Below are 18703 nucleotides of genomic sequence, written 5' to 3' on the forward strand. Positions count from 1 at the left end.
ATCTTTTCATGGTTCGGTTCCCTTCGAGCGAGCTTCGCTTTGCAGCGCCCCCTCTCTCAGGCACTTATCCAATATAACTAACCTTCCCCTCACTGTCAACCTCTTCTCTAAAAAAATTTTTCTCTCTCCTCTCCATACCTCTACACTTTCTAGGTAAACAGTCCATTGTGCCGGGCATAGGGCAATTTATAAAATAATGTTGTATGGCAGACTCACATACTAGATCATGTAGACCGTTGGTCATGGCAAAGCATCAGGATCAGTTGTGAGCTAGTTCAACAAAGACTATTAATGACTAACTCTGTGACCATTGGTTGCCAACTTTCGCTAAATTGGAAAAAGGTAGACTTAAGGAAGTGTTAAATGTCAGCACAACTGTTACTGGTAGATGATGAACCAGGATTGAGAGAAGCTGTGAAGGATTACTTACAAGAAAGCGGCTTTAGTGTTCAAGTTGCCAGTAATGCCCGTGAAGGCTGGGATTTGATGGAACAGAATAGGCCTGACTTAGTGATTTCTGATATTATGATGCCTCAAGTGGATGGCTATCAGTTTCTGAAACAATTAAGAGAAGACCCACGCTTTCAAACACTACCTGTTGTCTTTTTAACTGCGAAGGGTATGACAGGCGATCGCATTCAAGGCTATCAAGCAGGTGTTGACGCATATCTACCAAAGCCTTTTGATCCAGATGAGTTAGTAGCAATAGTAGAAAACTTGCTGGCTCGTCGTCTTGTTAAGCCTGCATTTACAGGTGAAGACAGTGAAACCCCGGATATTGCCGAATTAGCCAATCAAATCGCGCAAATCAAAGCTCTTTTAACACAAAGAAGTGCGATCGCTCAATCTCCGGCTCCCTTCAAAATCGATTTGACACCAAGAGAGCAAAGTGTTTTAAATCTAGTAGCTGAAGGGCTGATGAATAAAGAAATTGCTCGTCGCTTAGAGACAAGTGTTCGGAATGTAGAAAAATATGTGAGCCGCTTGTTCAGCAAAACTGGTACCAATAGCCGTACAGAATTAGTTCGATTTGCGCTAGAACACGGTCTGGCTAAGTGAAACTTTCGGAGTAATTTTGGGATTTTTCAGATGCACAACACAACTACTCAACGCTTAAGCATAAGGCAACCAGGAGCTTTGATAATCAGTAAACTCCTGGTTGAAAAGTCTATAAAAATACATTCCTAATACTGTAGTAAACGAGTATTTTACCAACCTGAAAAGGTAATACCAATTTGAACTTGAGATTTTAGATTTTGGAAGGGTTGATCGGTTAGCTTTTCCTTAATCTAGCTCTCGTAGTCATTTTCCAAGTTGGTGTCAAGTTTTGAGCCTACCATCCTACCCAAATTATTCAAATACATTAGACATCACAATAAATATCTGCCAGATATTTTGGACTGTTGAGATAGTCAACAACATATAGATAGATTCATTCTGAATGCTATCTCTGGACAAAGCGACACCCTGGGTAGAAAAATTTTACAGGTAGATAAATCTTCCTCAACTGTAAGCATCAAATTATTGATTAGCTACAGGATTGGAGCGAATTTTAGATGCTTGATGAAGTTTTTGTAAGACAACACAAATTTAAGCTTGCAGCTTGGTAGTGAGGTTAAAACCAACTTTATGATGATATGACATAACACAGGGAATGAGCGAACAGCAAAAATTACCTTAATTATGCTTCATTCATCAACTATCGCCATTCAATTGCTGGAGAGTTTAAGAACCGACTATTGAGTGTTATCAGCCGCATTCCGTAAACGCATCAGTTGACGACGCATTTGGGGTGAGGCCTTAAATTCTGAAACTTCCTGCGCTTTCACAGAGGCTTGCAGCGTTTCTAAAAAGTCATCAGAACCTTCAGTTAAAGCGTCTAGTAGTACTTGCAGCAGTTGCTCGCGATCGCCCAGGAGACTCTTTTCCTCAATCAATCGGAATTTGAGATGAATTTCGCATTCATAAACACCGACTTCAATATTATTTATTTGGCGTGGTAATGCTTTCGAGTTCATAAGTTTTGCGGATTTTTTGACGTGGTAGCTATGAAATTGAGGAACTATTATCCCCAGCAAACATCCTTTATCTTTTTTTTTGAATCTATACCGATGTAATTTAAGATTTTCAACTCATCTCATTCTGGGGTTCATTTTTATCTCCTATGTTTTTTCTCACTAGTCTTGCACACCTGAAGTTGTAATCTTCTGCCACCAGAACTGGTTTAGGTAAACCATCACTATTATTCAGTTTTTAAGATTCTATACAATAAAGTTTCTGTAAGAAGTTGTTCTACCTTTTTAAAGGTTTTTACATCAACTTCATCTTAACGTCAATAACAGTTCGAGTTTTTACTGACTTTTTGGTAATTATACGTAAGTAAAATCGCTGTATTTTTTCAATTTAATTAACCCTAGAGGAAACTTCACCATCATTACGTGAAAACACTTGATGTTAGTTTTTTTCATCAATAATTTCAGGAGATTTTGATGAATAAATTTATTAAGAGTAGAATGTTGAGTCGGGGTAGAGAAATATACACTGTTGGAATACTTATTTTAAGTACAAAAGTCAGAATTCATCTGCATCAAAAACCTGAAACTTTTGCATTGTACAAGCGAAAAATGCGGCAGTGAAACAGCCATAGTCAACAATTCAGTCAAAGCTTACGTATAAAAATCAAAAATTAGCAGCTTAAGTAATGGTATGTAGGTATAAATGATTTATTTGCACACAAAACGAGTTTGGCAGTACTAGCTATAGCCACACTCAAAAATCTCACCCAAAAATGAGATAGGAAGAGGCAGATGTATGGTGAGAATAATAATTAACTACTGATGAATTAATGAAAGCTTATGGATAGAGCAGATTTTAGGGCTGGGCAACCGTCTACAATGATTTCAGTGTAATCAACTGAAACCTTTACACCATTCTATGGACAACCCAATGCTGCTCAAGTCCACAACCCGGCATATCCGCATTTTTGCGGCAGAAATTGACCGGGATGGCGAATTAGTTCCCAGTAATCAAGTTTTAACGTTGGATGTTGACCCAGACAACGAATTTAATTGGAATGAAGATGCTCTACAAAAAATTTATCGTAAATTTGACGAATTGGTAGAATCTTCTAGTGGTGCAGACCTGACAGACTACAACTTACGCCGCATTGGTTCAGATTTGGAGCATTACCTGCGATCGCTCCTCCAAAAAGGCGAAATCAGCTACAACCTATCTGCTCGCGTTACAAATTACAGTATGGGAGTTCCCCAAGTGGCTGTAGACAATAAGTAGTAGCAACCTGTACAGCAAGCACAGAGCTACAAATCAATAGTAATGAAGACTTTGCATCCTCAGCAACCAGAATAAAAGTTGTCCGATCAGCTCTGGTTAGTGCATAAGTTTGATTATTCAATAGTCAAGAGATAGGAGTGATGTGTATTCTCACTCCTATCTCTTTAGAAATGTCCAGTTGTTGCTGCTATATACCATCTTATAATCGATATATATTCATCAAGCTATGTTTGAAAACCATCTCTGAGAAAATCAAAATTTTTACTTTTTTAACAGTTAGCAAAATTACATCGTCTCATAGAAGACAAAATCATCAGAATTCCGAAACCAAGAGCCATAAGTCAGAATGTGGAAGGAATTTCACAATTTTTTCTGCTTCTGGTAACTATTCTGACTACTTGGATTCTGGGTAATAAAACAAAAATTTTTCGTATCCTGGCTTTAGCAGATTAATAACTGCAATTTAGCTAGTTTAACAACTAACTTTTCAATTCTTAAATAAAATTAATTTACAGTTTGTAACTGAGCAGCCCATCTATTTCAGTAAAGCACATCAAAGAAGTTTATCACCCAGATTTCTGGGTAAATTTGGAGATTTTTAACTTTAACTAAACCATATTGACTTATAAATTAAAGAAATAGTTGTATTATGTATGGCTTTCTAATGCTCTAATTAACTCAAAGCACCCAATTACAGATAAGTAAAGGTTAAGCTTTGTTGACAGACTGAAAGTTAGTTGCACTGGCAACGGAAAGTCACAGAACAAGAAAAGTTATGATGAGGCTGTAGAATTGGCCAAGGAGTGTGATATTTGCATAAATTCTTTCAATCAAGTATTAGCATTGACTGGTGTTTCCCAGCTAGAATCATGATCCCCAGTGGGATATGTCTGTCTGTTTGCAAGAACAAGAGCAGCCTAATACTGCTCACTGCCTATGGTTTTGAAGAAATTGCCAATCGCTAATCAGTGCGAACACTATGGAAAATGATGCGGCAACCCTCTACTGCCCAAATGAACTTTGTCAGGCTGCCAACCCCCTGACGCATAAGTTTTGTCAACGATGTTCTACACCCCTACCCAAACGATATCTCTGGGTTGTGGGTGATGTTCTAAATGTGGGTAGTCCTGGAGAAATATTAGCCGATCGCTATTTAGTCCTGAATAAATCTGTTGTTTTAGATACTAAGCCTGGCTTACTCCCTCACGGATTAGAAACAGAAAACTTAGAAACAATTAGAGCTTATTTGAGATTAATTCCCTACCGCTTACATATACCCCAGGTGTATGGAGTATTGTCTTTCAAAGACGGACGCTCTCGTAAAGAAATTTTACTTTTAGAAAAACCGCCTTTATTCACAGAACCGACGACAGACTCTCAATTAAGATTGTGTCCGCAGTTAACTACGGCGTGGCGCAATGCGACATCTATACGTCAACTGAATTGGCTCTGGCAATTAGCCCATCTCTGGCAGCCTTTGGCGAGTGAAGGTGTGGCTTCTAGCTTGCTGGAAGCTCACTTGTTAAGGGTGGAAGGGCCGTTAGTTCGCTTGTTAGAATTGCGTGTTGACACTGCAACACCAACATTATCTGACTTAGGAGAATTTTGGCAGCAGTTATTACCAGACACCAAACCAGTCATTGCCGAATTTGTTAACCAAGTTAGTAATTATCTGATTCACGGAGAAATCAATTCGGCGGAAGTGCTAATCTCAGTTTTAGACCAGGGATTAGCAGAATTAGGGGAATTGCAATCGCCGAAAATTAAAATTATCACCAAAACGGACACTGGCCCAAAACGCCAACGCAACGAAGATGCCTGTTATCCCCCAAGTGGCACAATGTTGAGTAAACCGCCGCAAGCTACAGCATTGGCTATTGTCTGTGATGGCATTGGTGGACATGAAGGCGGTAATGTCGCATCTAATTTAGCAATTGATACTATTCAGCAACAAGTTCAACAACTCACCAAAGTTCCTTACAACCATATAGACCCCTCACTGCTGCTGGCAGACTTAGAGCAAGCTGTGGCAGTTGCTAATGATAAAATTAGCCAGCGCAATGACAGTGAAAATCGCCAGGGGAGAAAACGTATGGGTACAACCTTGGTGATGGCATTGCCAGTAGCCCATGAGATGTATATTACCCATGTTGGCGATAGTCGCGCTTATTGGATTACACGGGATGGTTGCTACCAAGTTACTTTGGACGATGATGTTGCTTCTAGGGAAGTACGCTTGGGATATGCTATTTACCGGGAAGCGGTGCAACAGAGTGGTTCGGGTTCCTTGGTTCAGGCATTAGGGATGAGTTCTAGTACAGCATTACATCCAACAGCACAGAGGTTTATTTTGGATGAAGATGCTGTGTTTCTGTTGACATCTGATGGCTTAAGTGACTTTGACCGCGTGGAAGAATACTGGGAAACAGAAATTTTACCAATTTTGACAGAAGAAACAGATTTAGTCACAGTTGCTGATAAATTACTGGAAATTGCCAACACTAAGAATGGTCACGATAATGTAACGATCGCTTTAGTTCATTATCAAGTTAAATATGTTGAGCCAGAACTTACCTTAAAAGCGGTGATTGTTGAACGTCCTAGTACCACAACCGCTAAAGTTGCACCGAAGCCTTTACAACCAACTTTACTAGAAGATATTTCTGAGCAGAAAACTTTAATTCCCAAACATAAATCTACTTCTCTTCAACAACTGCCACTGCATTTGATTGTGCCAATGATTATTGCGATCGCCGCAGGTTCTTTAGGACTACTGGTGCGTGGACTTTTTATGTCACCACCGTTCTTAACTACAGATCCTAGCCCTACTGTACAGCCAACTCCTACTGCTACAAATGAGCGATCGCTCAATAACCTTGCTCCGGGTTGGGTAATTACAAATAGTCAAGCAATCACTTTGGATGATCAGAAGTTAGAAGCTGGTAGTTTTCTGCAAGTGGTTGAAGTCGAACCGGGAGATACACCCAATGCTCAGGAATCTGTGATTCAATTGCGGCTTTGCTCTGCTGAAAATACCTCATCTCCTCAACCTAACAAACCACTGCGTGTTAAGTTAGCCCAACTGCAACGTCAAGGCATTTCTGTACTCCAAGCCAACGAAACCAGTAGTTGCAATAACTTATCCCAATTGCCAGATAGTTAAACTCCTGTATTTACCAAGGTGAAAATGCAACAAATACTCGATAAACTTGTAAAAGCCTGGAATAATACATTTAATCACTAGATTTAAAATTTCCAGGCGAAGAGTTTTCCTCATGGAAAATTATTATCGCAAGTCCTTGGTTTCTACCTTTTAATTTAAAGAACCCATGCCATCCCTGAACTTAGCGATCGCCCGTCTCATCAATACTGGCACAGATAGCTTTGCCATTTGGGTGGTCAAAGCTCCCTACCCTAGTGGCTATGTTCTGCGTGACTGTGTATGGCCTGCTGATCTGAATCAAGTTTGGCAAGAGTGGCAGCAAATGTTTGCTGGACACAGTGGTTTAAATGTTATAGCCAACACAGCACCTCAACCTGCTAACCCCCTCGCGTTGAATTTAGGTACCACTAATTCCGGCCACATGCCTGGTTATAGTGGTCGTCTGATGCAATACTTAGGTCTGTATTTGTGGCGCTGGGTATTTGACGGGCCAATTCTCAGCAGTCTCGAACGCAGTTGTGGAATTGCGATGGGACAGGACACACGTTTACGCTTTCAAATCGAAATTCGTGACCCAGATTTGATTGCTTTACCTTGGGAAATTATGCAGCGTCAACCCGGACAAGCCGCGATTTCGCTTTCCCAGGATTTACTGTTTAGTCGTACCACTAGTGAAGTTGAACCACTGCCATTTTTACGCACGGATCAGGCCTTAAATATCTTGCTGGTATTAGGTCATGATGAAAACTTGGCACTAGAACAAGAAGCCAGAATTTTGCAACAAATCTTGGAGAATCAGCCGCCAATCAACCGCAATTATTCTGGGTTTGCGCCTTGTATGGTTAAAACGCTGATTCAACCAACACCCCAAGAGTTGATTCAAGAATTAGAAACGAAAGCTTACAATATATTTTTTTACGCTGGTCATGGCTTGCCTGGGCCAGATGGAGGATTGTTATTTTTGCGTCCCAATAAAACGCTCAATGGCATAGAATTGGCGCAAGTCTTAACTCGGAGTGGTTTAAAATTAGCCGTTTTTAATGCTTGTTGGGGAGCGCAACCAGCAGCAGTCAATCACCAAGCAATTCCCGCCAGTAGTTTAGCAGAAGTACTCATTCGGCATGGTGTACCAGCAGTTTTAGGAATGCGGGATGTGATTGCTGACCATGAAAGCCACAGTTTTATTCAAGCTTTTGCTGAGGCTTTGCGATCGCGCAAACCCATCGATGAAGCTGTGGCAGAAGCTCGCCAAGAAATGTTAACACTGTATAAGTTCAACCAACCTGCTTGGACTTTACCAGTTCTGTATTTACATCCAGATTTCAATGGCGAACTTGTTAAAAGCATTGATGAGGGAATTACAGAGTTACCAGATATCTCAATTATTAATGTAAATCGTGCTACTTCTAGAGCTTGTTTGCGATCGCTCTCCCCAGGAGGTAGAACTTGGTTTTTACGTGTCGGTGTAACTCGCATTGGTCGCACTCAAGACAACGATATTATAATTCCTGAACCATCAGTTTCTAAGCGTCATGCCGAAATTTTATGTCGTAATACTTATACTGGTAACACTCCAGTACAAACTTATTATTTACAGGATCTCTCAACTTACGGTACAACTTGGTGTCTGAGTGCTAATGGCTGGCAACAAATTCTCCGGGAAGAAGTACTATTACAACCTGGAGCTAAGTTAAAGTTTGGCAATTCTGGCAGTGAAACTTGGGAGTTTATTATTGAAAATTAAGCCTTCTTTCAGAATAAAAATTACTGTGAACTGTATACTTCACGCTTCACGCTTACTTTATGAAATTTTTTCCGATTCAATTACTAAATAAAAATCAGGTTCATTTTTGCGGAAATTCTAATTTCCAACTTGTAGCAGTCAGTACTGCTAAATAATTCATCAGGAGTCAAAACAATGATTAACAAATTCGACAATTCCAACAATATCCCATCGTCGCCCACTCAAACTGAATTAGAATTCCTCGAACTACTGCTAAAACCCGAAGATGGGACTTATCCTTGGAATCCTGCCGATGAGCAAGCTGAAGCATATTTTGATGAATTAGAACAGCAGTTTGCGATGCAAGATGTCCTAGAAGAAGAACTACATACTAGATCCCAATCTTTTTACGCCAAGCTAGATGGGTTATGGTCTCAGGTGACAAACTGTGCTGATTACAAATGTAATACAAAAGTCAGCATTTTTGACAGTCTTTGTGAAACTTTACATAGTGCCTTTGCGGCTGGCGTACCCACAGGCTGGTTAAATGCGATCGCCCAAAAAGCCACAGAAGTGACAGCTATGCAGCAATCAATCAGCGAACAACTAGTGCAATGTGTTCAAACAGTATTACCTGCATGGGAAACCGACGATATAGAAATTTTTGCTCGTCCTTATGCTTATGCGATGCGTAGTAGCGACAAACAAAGCCTGACATCAGTTATGAATAAAATTAAAAATCGAGATTGGGCAACTTTATCAGAAATCGAGCAAGCTAAAGTGAGTGTGGCGATCGCTTACTATGCACTCAGACAAATAGATAAGTTAGAGACAGAAGCTTAATCAGAACTTTTTCAGACTTTCTATCTATGAACTAAGATTCAATTTCTGTCGATAGTGTGAATGTTACTAATGCTAAAGTTTCGATATGAACTTAACTTTAGATAAAATACTTCCAGAATAAAGTCAAGTTAAGACAATCTTCCCAACAAAGCAATCTATCTTGAGATAGAAAAAACTGGGCAGAAAGCAAATTTATGACTTCTACCCTGATCGGTTAGGTTTGCGAGATATTTATTTAGGGCCGAGAAAGCGAGTTGCAAAATTTTGCGATCGTGTTGGTGATAATGCCCTCGCCTTTAAAATTGCTGCCATCAACACAGCGTAAGCTAAAACTCCAACCACCACCAATAAAAAAGCGTTAATCGAACCCAGCGCGTTCCATAAAGCATGAAGTACAGATGCACTTAAGTAGCCGATAGAAAGAATTTGCCAACCCTGACTGGGTTTGAGAACAGCCAACCCAATAAAATATCCCAGATAGCCACTGTAAGCCATGTGACCCGCAACCGAGCCTAAAACACGGGGAATCAGCAATTGTAACCCGGCTAATTGACCAGCCGCACCAATACCAACCTGTTGACTCACATTTTGAGTGATATCTGGTACATACTGTCCCAGAGTTTCTAAAAGTGTGAAACCCAAAGCCGAAGCTGTGCCGAGAAGAATACCATCCAAAGGTTCCCACACACCAATATGTTCGCGCCAAGGTGAAGGTAATTTACTGCCAATGAAATATGCACCTAAGATTGGCAACGCCTTAAGCAGTTCTTCCATCAACCCTGCACCAAAGAACATCCTGATGAAAAGTTCTGTAATCGTAGCATCTTGAGCGGCGGCTAAGTTCCCTGGCAAGACTACACGAAAAATAAAGATAAATAAATCTAAGATAGGACTCAGCAAGATTAAAGCTGTAGTCAGCGCCGTACCAATGAGAACCCACCAAGGCTTAGGCTTACCACAAAGTTGATAAACAAAGTAGTAAACCACAAAGCCAATGTAACTAGCCACAATAACTTGGTTAGCCTGGGGTCTACCAACAGTAGCAAACATCAGCACTACAAAAACTACTGTAAGTATTCCGGGAACAAGGTAAGCCTTACGAGTTAAATCCTTACCAGTAGAAATAATCGGAAAAAGTTGTGTAAAGCTAACTGAATCAGGCTGTTTGATTTGGGTATGGTTTTGAAAGTTAGCAGCAGAAGGCAATGATGCGTTTTGTTTCGTCATCATTGTTGGTTGAGGTATCAAGTCATACTCAAAAATAAATTGTGGCCCATCACTACCTAAACCAATGCGATCGCCTGATTGTAATTCTTGACATCCATAAAAACGTTGACCATTGAGATAAGTACCATTAGCACTGTTTAAATCGCAAATTACCCAAGTAAATTTATTGTCTGGAGATGAAGAGAGAGGGCGAACCGCAGCATGACGACGAGATACCATTCGATACATCATGGCATCCAAGACAACCTGACAGCTGGGGTCACGTCCAATTACCATCTCTTTACTTGCGTGTAGCGGGTAACGAGATTCTGAACCAAAAGCTGCTGCATTACCAGACACCAGCCGCAGAAAAGCGTTATGTCTTGCGTTTTTGCCTGTCATCGAGTTAGAGTGTCTTCCCAAACTAATTCATAAAATATTCTGGTAGGATGACTTAACCTTAGTCATACCGACAGCAGAATTACTAAATCCACTATAGCTTTAGTTTCTGCTCAGAAATTCAAAATTTTCTCATGCAAAATTTAAAATTATCTAACTTCATATTGACAAGCATTATGGCTATTTTTAGTGTCTTATGTACCTGTTTGTTGGTAAATATTTCTCATAATACATAGATTTTATGTTATGCAAAGCCCACCACCAAAAAATGTGCAGTAATGGTTGAAATTTTTAGTAGTGTTGACAACATATTGAGGCATTTATAGCAATCTCGTTTTTGAAAAGGCAACAGACAACAGGGAAACTCCCACCATTAAAATTAGGGAGCCAGTTGCGGTTGAGGGGTTTCCTAGCATCAGCAAACTGGCGTGGATTTGTTATGAGGCTTGACTAATTTTGTATTTCATCCTTAAACTTGGGCAACTTCTGGATGTTCAATTTTAGTACCAAGTACTTTGAGAAACTCTGCCAACCAACGGGAATGTGCAGGCCAAGCTGGTGCGGTGACTAAATTTCCGTCTACTATCGCTTCATCAACTGGAATTTGGACATAATTACCACCAGATGCACGCACATCTGGACTACAAGCTGGATAAGCTGTACAATTTTTACCTTGCAACACATCAGCCGCAGCTAACAACTGTAAGCCATGACAAATAGCAGCAATTGGTTTATTGGTTTGAGCAAAATGACGAGTAATTTCTAATACCTGTTGATTTAAACGAATATATTCTGGTGCGCGTCCTCCAGGTATAACGAGCGCGTCATAAGTATTAACATTTACTTCGGCAAAAGTAGCGTTTAAAGTAAAGTTGTGTCCAGGTTTTTCAGTATAAGTTTGGTCGCCTTCAAAATCATGAACTGCGGTTCTGACTTTTTCACCAGCTTTTTTGTCTGGACAAACAGCATGAACAGTGTGTCCTACCATTTGCAACGCCTGGAAGGGAACCATCACTTCATAATCTTCCACAAAATCGCCCACCAGCATCAAGATTTTTTTAGCTGCCATATTTTGTTATCCTTTTCGTCAATGGTCATTTTTTATTTGTTAACGGTACTTTAAAAAATAAATGATTTAATTTATTTACTCAACAAAACTTATATCTATAGGAATTACGTAAGTGTCACAATTGGTGGTTGGTGCGTGACGCTATAAATCTGATGACTACGTTCAAATCTTCTCATTGAGTCACGCACCCTACAGAAAAAATATACCAGTTGCGTAAGTTCTAATCTACCTTGTCTACCTTGTCCACCTCGTCCCTAAATATAAAGTGTGAACTACAAATTTATTAAATCAGATGAAATTCTTCTATAGCATGGGGAAAATTTTTATTTTCATGGCTGGGACGGCTGAGTTTAATTAAGGCAAATCTTTGCAAGGGAGTTAAAGCCACCCACTGTTCTAGACTCAAGTTGACTCCTAATTCTTGAGCTTTTTCTTGTAAGTTGGTGGGGATGGTACTAGAGTCCATCCAAGCAGGATAAGCATCTACAGGTAGTTGTCCTACAGGTGTACCTGTTTTTTCTAAAATTAGTTGTTGGAGATATTCTTTGTAAGCGTCAATCTCTGTTTGTGTAGTGCAAGGTAATTCTAGTACAGCTTCACGCTCATCTTGCGTCATTTGTAACCAATCTGATAACTTGAGTTTAATTCCGCAAGTATCTAATTTATATCTCACTTGCATTGGGATGCAACGTAGAGAATTTACAAAATCTGCTTCAAAATTAAAAAAGTTTGCCATATTTTAAATCATAAAAAACTTGTGGCAGTGCTATTTGATAAACAGACAAAATAGACAAGGAGGACAAGTGAGAGAGATTTTTAAACTATTAATAATTGATATATTCTAGATGATTGTTATATCTTCATGTGAGAGCAAAAAATATTTCAATTAATATAAATGCTTGTTAAATATGAACAAATTTAATGAGATTGTTTGGAATTACTAGAACGAATGATTAAATAACTGATAGATAAAGCTAAAATGGCAATTCCTAAGCCGATTATATCAATTCCTGTAACTTTCTCTAAGTCAAGAATAATAATTTTACGAGCAACAGCAATTAAAGAAGTAACAATAACTAATTCTACTTGGAATACGTGTTTTCGTAGGTAAGCTGTGATATTTTCGAGAATTTCTAAGGCAATTAGGATATTTAAGAACAAGCCAAATATTTTAAATAATGTTGTATTGAATTTACCATAGGGAGTATCAAATAACTCTTTAATTAAAAAAGCACCTAAATCTCCGATCGCTACTAATATTACTAGTACCATTAACACAGATAAAACCTTAGAAACTATTACCTCGACGTTCTCGATAATGTGCATGAAGCCTTCATCGGTAAATACTCCGAAGATGTTTTTGAATAGTTTTTTCATCTGCTGCATCCTGGTTATAGTTCAACAAGTAATTGGTAATAATGTATATATAGTCAGTCAATATCAAGAATTACGACATAATATCTTGATGTCTGCTGTAATCAAGATTTAAGGATGAGTTTTGTAAATCCTCACCATTGACTAATATCTATTGATTTAATGACTCAATTACCAATTTCTTGTTTAAGGATATACCAAGCAGATCACCATTGTGACGATTGGAGTTGATAATTTTTGCTGGTGACTTCCACAGAAATTGGTGCTAGTTGGACTGCACAAGCTTTTAATTCTGGTTGCAGAGAATCTGGACAAGCTTCGGAATGGGTGAGGGTGTTGGCTTCGGCTTGATTTGCCCACAGTGCGCCCCAGTGCATCGGGACAAAAACTGTACCGGGTGCGATCGCCTTAGTCACTTTTGCGGGAAAATGAGCTTGACCACGCCGCGATCGCACTTCGATTACTTGATTATCACTAATTTCCAACTTCGCCGCATCACGGGGATGAATTTCAATGAATGGTTCTGGGTGCATTGAGCGAATTTTTTCAATGCGACCTGTGCGCGTTTGCGTGTGCCAATGTCCGTAAAGTCGTCCTGTAGTTAATATAAAAGGATAATCGGGGTCTGGTGGTTCGGCTAAACCTTTGGAGTAATAAGCCCCGAACCGCGCCCGACCGTCGGGGGTGTGGAAGTGTAGGTCTGTGTAGAGTCTTTTTGAGTTGGAGGGTGTAGGGTGTAGGGTGTAGGGTGTAGGGGAAGAAGATGTTTTATCCCCATTCCCCACTCCCCATTCCCCACTCCCCGTTTCGGGATGCGGCCAGTGGGTTGGCCCTTGTTTTTGTAATTGTTCATGACTAATTCCTGACATATCGCATGGGCGATTTTTGGTGAGTTGGGTAAATTCGGCGTAAACTTGGGCAGAGTTGGCAAAGTTAAACTTATCGGCAAAACCTAACCTTCGTCCAACTTCCGCGAAAATTTCCCAGTCGGCTTTGGCTTCTCTTGGTGGTTGGCGGAATGCTTGACATAAACTAACGCGGCGTTCAGAGTTGGTCATTACGCCTGTTTTTTCACCCCACTGGGCAGCAGGTAACAGGACATGAGCATAGGCGGCGGTTTCGGTGGGGTAATATGCGTCTTGGTAAATTGTGAAAGGCGATCGCAATAAGGCTTTTTTTGTCCGTTCCAAATCTGGCATACTGACAGCTGGGTTAGTAGCTGCAATCCACAGTAAACCTACATCGCCAGTTTCTAAGCCTGTAATCATATCCCAAGCCGTTAAACCAGGAACAGAAGAAATTTGTCCGCGCTTCAGTCCCCAAAAATCTTCTACTTCGGCGCGATGCTGGTCATTTTTCACCAAGCGATAACCAGGTAATAAATGCGCTAAACCTCCAGCTTCTCTACCTCCCATCGCATTCGGTTGACCAGTTAAAGAAAACGGCCCCGCCCCTGGCTTACCAACTTGTCCTGTCATCAAGTGGAGGTTAATAATAGTCCTCACCTTGGCTGTCCCTTCACTTGATTGGTTCACACCCATCGACCACAAAGACAATACCTTTTGCGCTTGACCCCAATAACGGGCGGCTGTTTCTAAATCTTCAATGCTGATACCACATTGACGCGCTGTTACTTCTGGAGAATAGTGACGGATGACTTCTGCATAAGCTGAAAAATTGCTGGTACAGTCATCGATAAAGCCAACATCGATGTAGTTCCAACGCATTAATAAATGGGCGATACCATTTAACAAATCGATATCTGTACCGGGACGAATTGCTAAATGTAAATCTGCGGCTTCGGCGGTGGGTGTGAGACGGGGGTCAACCACCACCATTTTTACTTTGCGGTTTTTTTTGTGGTATTTAGCCAGTCGGTTAAAAATAATGGGATGACATTCTGCGGTGTTAGTCCCAATTAAAAATGCACAGTCAGTTAACTCTAAATCTTCGTAACAACAGGGCGGGCCATCAGCACCAAAACTTTGAATATATCCAGACACAGCACTGGACATACATAAGCGTGAGTTCGCATCAAAATTATTAGTTCCTAAACAGCCTTTTAAGAGTTTTTGGGCGATGTAATAGTCCTCAGTTTGGAATTGACCAGAACCGTACATACATATAGCTTCTGAACCTTGGGTGAAGCGGACGCTTTGAATGCGGTTGGTAATTAGTTCAAAAGCTTCATCCCAACTAACTCGCCGGAACTCTTGATCTAAAGAGTCCCGTACCATTGGGTAATGTAGTCTATTTTTATCTAAAGATTCGGCGATCGTTGCACCCTTAACACACACCATACCTTGGCTTGATGGGTGAGATTTATCACCCCTGACTCGCCAAGTCGGATTTCCTTGACTATCTCGGTTAGTTGCTTTATTAAGTTGGGCTGGTGGCGACACTTCTAAACCACAGCCAACACCACAATAAGGACAAACAGTTTTAGTAAATTCAGTCATGTAGCTACACCTAATTTATCGGTGTTATCGGCTGATTGATTGTTTATGAACCATCAGCATCCCTATATTCCCATTTATCTCGAAATTCCTTACTTTCAGAACTTACGCAAAATTATGAAAAAACGAACCGCAAAGGGCGCAAAGGACACGAAGTTATAAGAGTTTGAGAGAGTTCTTGCGTAAGTCCTAAGTTTCTCACTCTTCTTTGCGCCTCTGCGTCTTTGCGTGAGAAAAAATCTTACTCCTCATCATGAGCAAACCGACGATAGAGGAAATCTAGAGCATAGTTCCGCAAGTTGTAGTATTCTGGGTCTTCCATGATGCGGCGGCGGTTGCGGGGACGGGAAAAGGGAATTTCTAACACTTCACCGATTTGAGCGGCTGGGCCATTGGTCATCATTACTACTCTGTCGGCTAAGAACAGCGCCTCATCAATATCGTGGGTAATCATCAAGACGGTAACTTGATGGTCACTCCAGATTTGCAGTAGTTCTTCTTGTAGTTCTTCTTTGGTGATTGCGTCTAATGCACCGAAGGGTTCATCTAAAATCAAGACTTGGGGACGGATGGAAAGGGCGCGAGCGATCGCCACTCGCTGTTTCATCCCGCCAGAAATTTGATGTGGTTTCTTGTCTGCGGCTTCTGTCAATCCCACCATTGCTAAGTGTTCTCTAACAATGGCGCGTTTTTCGGCTTGGGGCTTTTTGGGAAATACGGAATCTACTGCTAGATAAACATTTTCAAATACACTTAGCCAAGGTAATAAGCAATAGTTTTGAAATACCATCATCCGGTCTGGGCCTGGTTCGGTGATGGGTTGGTCTTGCAGCATGACAACGCCATCGGTGGGTGTGTTGAAGCCAGACACCATATTGAGGAGAGTGGATTTACCGCAGCCAGAGTGACCAATTAAGCAGACAAATTCGCCTTCACGAACTTTGAGGTCAATCCCATCGAGGACGGTGTAGGGGCCTTCGGGGGTGGGGTAGATTTTGCTTACGCCTTCAATTACGAGGAAGTTCTCGGCTTTGGTTTGTGGTTGTTGGAGAGTTTTGTTTATGATTTGCATGATATTTTCCGAATTTATTATTTTTTCACGCAGAGGCGCAGAGGCGCGGAGAGTTACAAAGGACGAATGACTAATGACTAATGACTAAATAAATACTTCTTCTATACGGATGTCTCTCTTGATTTCTAAGCTTTTGAGGTATTCTAGGGGTTCTGAGGGGTTAAAAACTTTACCGTCGAATAGGTGAATTGGGTCGTCGTAGCCAGTATCGAGTAAGCCGAGGTCACGGGCGGCTGCACCAAAGATGTCTGCGCGACAGACTCTTTCGATAATTTCTAGCCAGTTTTTGGGGAAGGGTGTCAAGCCCCAGCGTGCTAGTTGAGTTACCATCCACAAGATTTCGGTGCGGTTGGGGTAGTTGGTTTTGTTGAGGTAAAACTGGTTATAGGCGGTGAGTGATTGGGGTTGAGTACCGTCGCCGCGATTGTAAGGATCAATGAAGCCTGGGCGGATGTAGGCTGGGTTGAGGTTGAGGTATTCAGGACGGCAAATTAATTTGAGAATTTCTTCGCGGTTGCGGAGGTCATCACAATATTTGCACGCTTCTAACAGGGCTTTGATTAGGGCGAGATAAGTTTCGGGATATTGCTGCGCCCAGTCTTCGCGCACACCTAATACTTTTTTGGGTTGTCCTGACCAAATTTCTAGGGCGGTGGCTGCAACGAAACCGACATCATCATGAACCGCCATATAATTCCAAGGTTCGCCAGCACAGTAACCGTCGATGGTTCCGGCTTTGAGTTGAGCGACCATTTCTGTAGGTGCGATCGCAGTTAAACTCACATCTGTATCAGGATTAATCCCGCCAGCCGCTAACCAATAACGCAGAATTAAGTTCTGCATGGATGTGGGATGAACTACACCCAATGTCAAAATTCTGTCAGGAGCAACGTTAATTGCCGCTTTCAGGTCGCTTAGATTTCTCACACCTTCGCTATACAGTCTTTTGCTTAAGGTGATAGCGTTAGCGTTGCGGGAAAGATTCAGCGCGTTGACAACCGGAATTGGTGTTTTACCACCTGCGCCTAAAGTGAGTGCTAAGGGCATTCCTGCCAGCATTTGGGCTGCATCTAATTTACCTGTGGCTACCCCTTTGGCAATTTCATTCCAATTGCTTGCACGGTTGAGGGTGACTTCTAAACCATATTCAGCAAAGAAGCCTTTTTCTTGGGCGACGATTAAAGGTGCAGTGTCAGTTAAAGGTAAAAAGCCGATTTCTAAGTTGACCTTTTCCAACCCTCTTGGGGATACCGCCACAGGTGCAGCTGCTTTTTGCGCTTGGCGTTTCTTAGCCTGCTTTTGTTGATTGAGGAAGTAAATCATCTCATTCCGCAGATTGTAGTAACTGGGATGATTGACGACTTCCAAACGCTGACGGGGGCGAGGGATAGGTACTTCCAGAATTTGCCCAATGTGCGCTTCTGGGCCATTGGTGAGCATAACGATGCGATCGCTTAACAATAATGCTTCATCCACATCATGAGTTACCATCACACAAGTAACATTATGCTCATTGCAGATTTTCATCAATTGTTCTTGCAAACTACCCCGTGTGAGCGCATCTAAAGCACCAAAAGGTTCATCTAACAATAACAACTTCGGACGAATTGCCAAAGCACGAGCGATCGCAACTCGTTGTTTCATCCCGCCAGATAACTCACTGGGACGCTTCTTAGCTGCTAGACGCAAGCCTACCATATCGATATGTTCTTCGATGATAGACAGGCGATCGCTTTTCGACTTATTTTGATAAACCTCATCCACTGCCAAAGCGATATTTTCCCGCACATTTAACCAAGGAAGCAGCGAGTAATTTTGAAACACCACCATTCTGTCTGGACTCGGTTCTCTAATCTCCTTACCTTCCAAAGTCACACCACCAATACTGGCTCTATCTAAACCCGCAATGATGTTAAGTAAAGTAGACTTCCCGCAACCAGAATGCCCAATTAAAGAAACAAACTCCCCCTGCCGAATTTTTAATTCAATATTCTTCAGCGCAATATATTTACCACCATTCGGTAAATCAAAAATTCTATCAACGTGGTCAACTTCAACAAAAGTAGTAGTCATATCTAATTACTCTTTGCGTCTTTGCGCCTTTGCG

General features: G+C 41.1%; 13 protein-coding genes. 5 read left to right on the top strand and 8 right to left on the bottom strand.

Annotated features, from left to right (window positions below; genetic code table 11):
- The first annotated feature begins 363 nt into the window (after nt 1-363).
- A complete protein-coding gene (locus tag H6G77_RS29450; protein WP_190592997.1) occupies nt 364-1059 on the top strand; it encodes a response regulator transcription factor in 696 nt (231 codons plus the stop codon).
- Between the two features lie 677 nt (nt 1060-1736).
- Here the strand turns inward: H6G77_RS29450 and H6G77_RS29455 are convergent.
- Entirely contained in the window at nt 1737-2018 is a 282-nt protein-coding gene (locus H6G77_RS29455; RefSeq protein ID WP_062289935.1) for an Npun_R1517 family heterocyst differentiation transcriptional regulator, read from the bottom strand.
- A 916-nt stretch (nt 2019-2934) separates the two neighbouring features.
- Here H6G77_RS29455 and H6G77_RS29460 point away from each other — a divergent pair.
- The 4 genes from H6G77_RS29460 (at nt 2935) to H6G77_RS29475 (ending at nt 9020) form a co-directional block, all read left to right on the top strand.
- Nucleotides 2935-3291, top strand: a complete 357-nt coding sequence (locus tag H6G77_RS29460) for an NAD(P)H-quinone oxidoreductase subunit M (protein ID WP_190592998.1) — start codon at nt 2935-2937, stop codon at nt 3289-3291.
- A 979-nt stretch (nt 3292-4270) separates the two neighbouring features.
- The gene (locus tag H6G77_RS29465) at nt 4271-6454 is read left to right on the top strand and encodes a protein phosphatase 2C domain-containing protein (RefSeq protein ID WP_190873449.1); all 2184 of its coding nucleotides are present in this window, start codon (nt 4271-4273) and stop codon (nt 6452-6454) included.
- A gap of 166 nt (nt 6455-6620) precedes the next feature.
- Nucleotides 6621-8198 (top strand): CHAT domain-containing protein, encoded by a 1578-nt coding sequence (locus H6G77_RS29470; RefSeq protein ID WP_190873450.1) that lies wholly within the window; start codon nt 6621-6623, stop codon nt 8196-8198.
- Between the two features lie 174 nt (nt 8199-8372).
- The gene (locus H6G77_RS29475) at nt 8373-9020 is read left to right on the top strand and encodes a hypothetical protein (RefSeq protein WP_190593001.1); all 648 of its coding nucleotides are present in this window, start codon (nt 8373-8375) and stop codon (nt 9018-9020) included.
- Nucleotides 9021-9251: 231 nt separating this feature from the next.
- On the opposite strand, the gene H6G77_RS29480 is transcribed toward H6G77_RS29475, so the two are convergent.
- The 7 genes from H6G77_RS29480 to H6G77_RS29510 all read right to left on the bottom strand — a co-directional run bounded on the left by H6G77_RS29480 (nt 9252) and on the right by H6G77_RS29510 (nt 18669).
- On the bottom strand, nt 9252-10628 hold the full coding sequence (locus tag H6G77_RS29480; RefSeq protein ID WP_190593002.1) for a PrsW family glutamic-type intramembrane protease: 1377 nt from the start codon (nt 10626-10628) through the stop codon (nt 9252-9254).
- A gap of 466 nt (nt 10629-11094) precedes the next feature.
- Nucleotides 11095-11694, bottom strand: coding sequence for a DJ-1/PfpI family protein (locus H6G77_RS29485; RefSeq protein WP_190675855.1), 600 nt, complete (start codon nt 11692-11694; stop codon nt 11095-11097).
- 283 nt (nt 11695-11977) lie between these two features.
- A complete protein-coding gene (locus H6G77_RS29490) occupies nt 11978-12430 on the bottom strand; it encodes a nitrate reductase associated protein (protein WP_190873451.1) in 453 nt (150 codons plus the stop codon).
- 182 nt (nt 12431-12612) lie between these two features.
- Nucleotides 12613-13071 (bottom strand): phosphate-starvation-inducible PsiE family protein, encoded by a 459-nt coding sequence (locus H6G77_RS29495; RefSeq protein ID WP_190675859.1) that lies wholly within the window; start codon nt 13069-13071, stop codon nt 12613-12615.
- A 203-nt stretch (nt 13072-13274) separates the two neighbouring features.
- Nucleotides 13275-15527 (bottom strand): molybdopterin oxidoreductase family protein, encoded by a 2253-nt coding sequence (locus tag H6G77_RS29500; RefSeq protein WP_190873452.1) that lies wholly within the window; start codon nt 15525-15527, stop codon nt 13275-13277.
- A 238-nt stretch (nt 15528-15765) separates the two neighbouring features.
- Complete coding sequence (locus H6G77_RS29505; protein ID WP_190873453.1) at nt 15766-16596, bottom strand: nitrate ABC transporter ATP-binding protein; 831 nt, start codon at nt 16594-16596, stop codon at nt 15766-15768.
- A gap of 84 nt (nt 16597-16680) precedes the next feature.
- On the bottom strand, nt 16681-18669 hold the full coding sequence (locus H6G77_RS29510; RefSeq protein ID WP_190873454.1) for a nitrate ABC transporter ATP-binding protein: 1989 nt from the start codon (nt 18667-18669) through the stop codon (nt 16681-16683).
- Nucleotides 18670-18703 lie beyond the last annotated feature (34 nt).

Source organism: Aulosira sp. FACHB-615, assembly GCF_014698045.1.
Lineage (GTDB): Bacteria > Cyanobacteriota > Cyanobacteriia > Cyanobacteriales > Nostocaceae > Nostoc_B.

What these genes read in the sequence shown, in the direction of transcription:
- H6G77_RS29470 (WP_190873450.1), top strand. Translation starts at nt 6,621, where the DNA reads ATGCCATCCCTGAACTTAGCGATCGCCCGTCTCATCAATACTGGCACA.
- H6G77_RS29455 (WP_062289935.1), bottom strand. Translation starts at nt 2,018, where the DNA reads ATGAACTCGAAAGCATTACCACGCCAAATAAATAATATTGAAGTCGGT.
- H6G77_RS29505 (WP_190873453.1), bottom strand. Translation starts at nt 16,596, where the DNA reads ATGCAAATCATAAACAAAACTCTCCAACAACCACAAACCAAAGCCGAG.
- H6G77_RS29450 (WP_190592997.1), top strand. Translation starts at nt 364, where the DNA reads ATGTCAGCACAACTGTTACTGGTAGATGATGAACCAGGATTGAGAGAA.
- H6G77_RS29460 (WP_190592998.1), top strand. Translation starts at nt 2,935, where the DNA reads ATGGACAACCCAATGCTGCTCAAGTCCACAACCCGGCATATCCGCATT.
- H6G77_RS29480 (WP_190593002.1), bottom strand. Translation starts at nt 10,628, where the DNA reads ATGACAGGCAAAAACGCAAGACATAACGCTTTTCTGCGGCTGGTGTCT.
- H6G77_RS29500 (WP_190873452.1), bottom strand. Translation starts at nt 15,527, where the DNA reads ATGACTGAATTTACTAAAACTGTTTGTCCTTATTGTGGTGTTGGCTGT.
- H6G77_RS29495 (WP_190675859.1), bottom strand. Translation starts at nt 13,071, where the DNA reads ATGAAAAAACTATTCAAAAACATCTTCGGAGTATTTACCGATGAAGGC.
- H6G77_RS29510 (WP_190873454.1), bottom strand. Translation starts at nt 18,669, where the DNA reads ATGACTACTACTTTTGTTGAAGTTGACCACGTTGATAGAATTTTTGAT.
- H6G77_RS29475 (WP_190593001.1), top strand. Translation starts at nt 8,373, where the DNA reads ATGATTAACAAATTCGACAATTCCAACAATATCCCATCGTCGCCCACT.
- H6G77_RS29465 (WP_190873449.1), top strand. Translation starts at nt 4,271, where the DNA reads ATGGAAAATGATGCGGCAACCCTCTACTGCCCAAATGAACTTTGTCAG.
- H6G77_RS29485 (WP_190675855.1), bottom strand. Translation starts at nt 11,694, where the DNA reads ATGGCAGCTAAAAAAATCTTGATGCTGGTGGGCGATTTTGTGGAAGAT.
- H6G77_RS29490 (WP_190873451.1), bottom strand. Translation starts at nt 12,430, where the DNA reads ATGGCAAACTTTTTTAATTTTGAAGCAGATTTTGTAAATTCTCTACGT.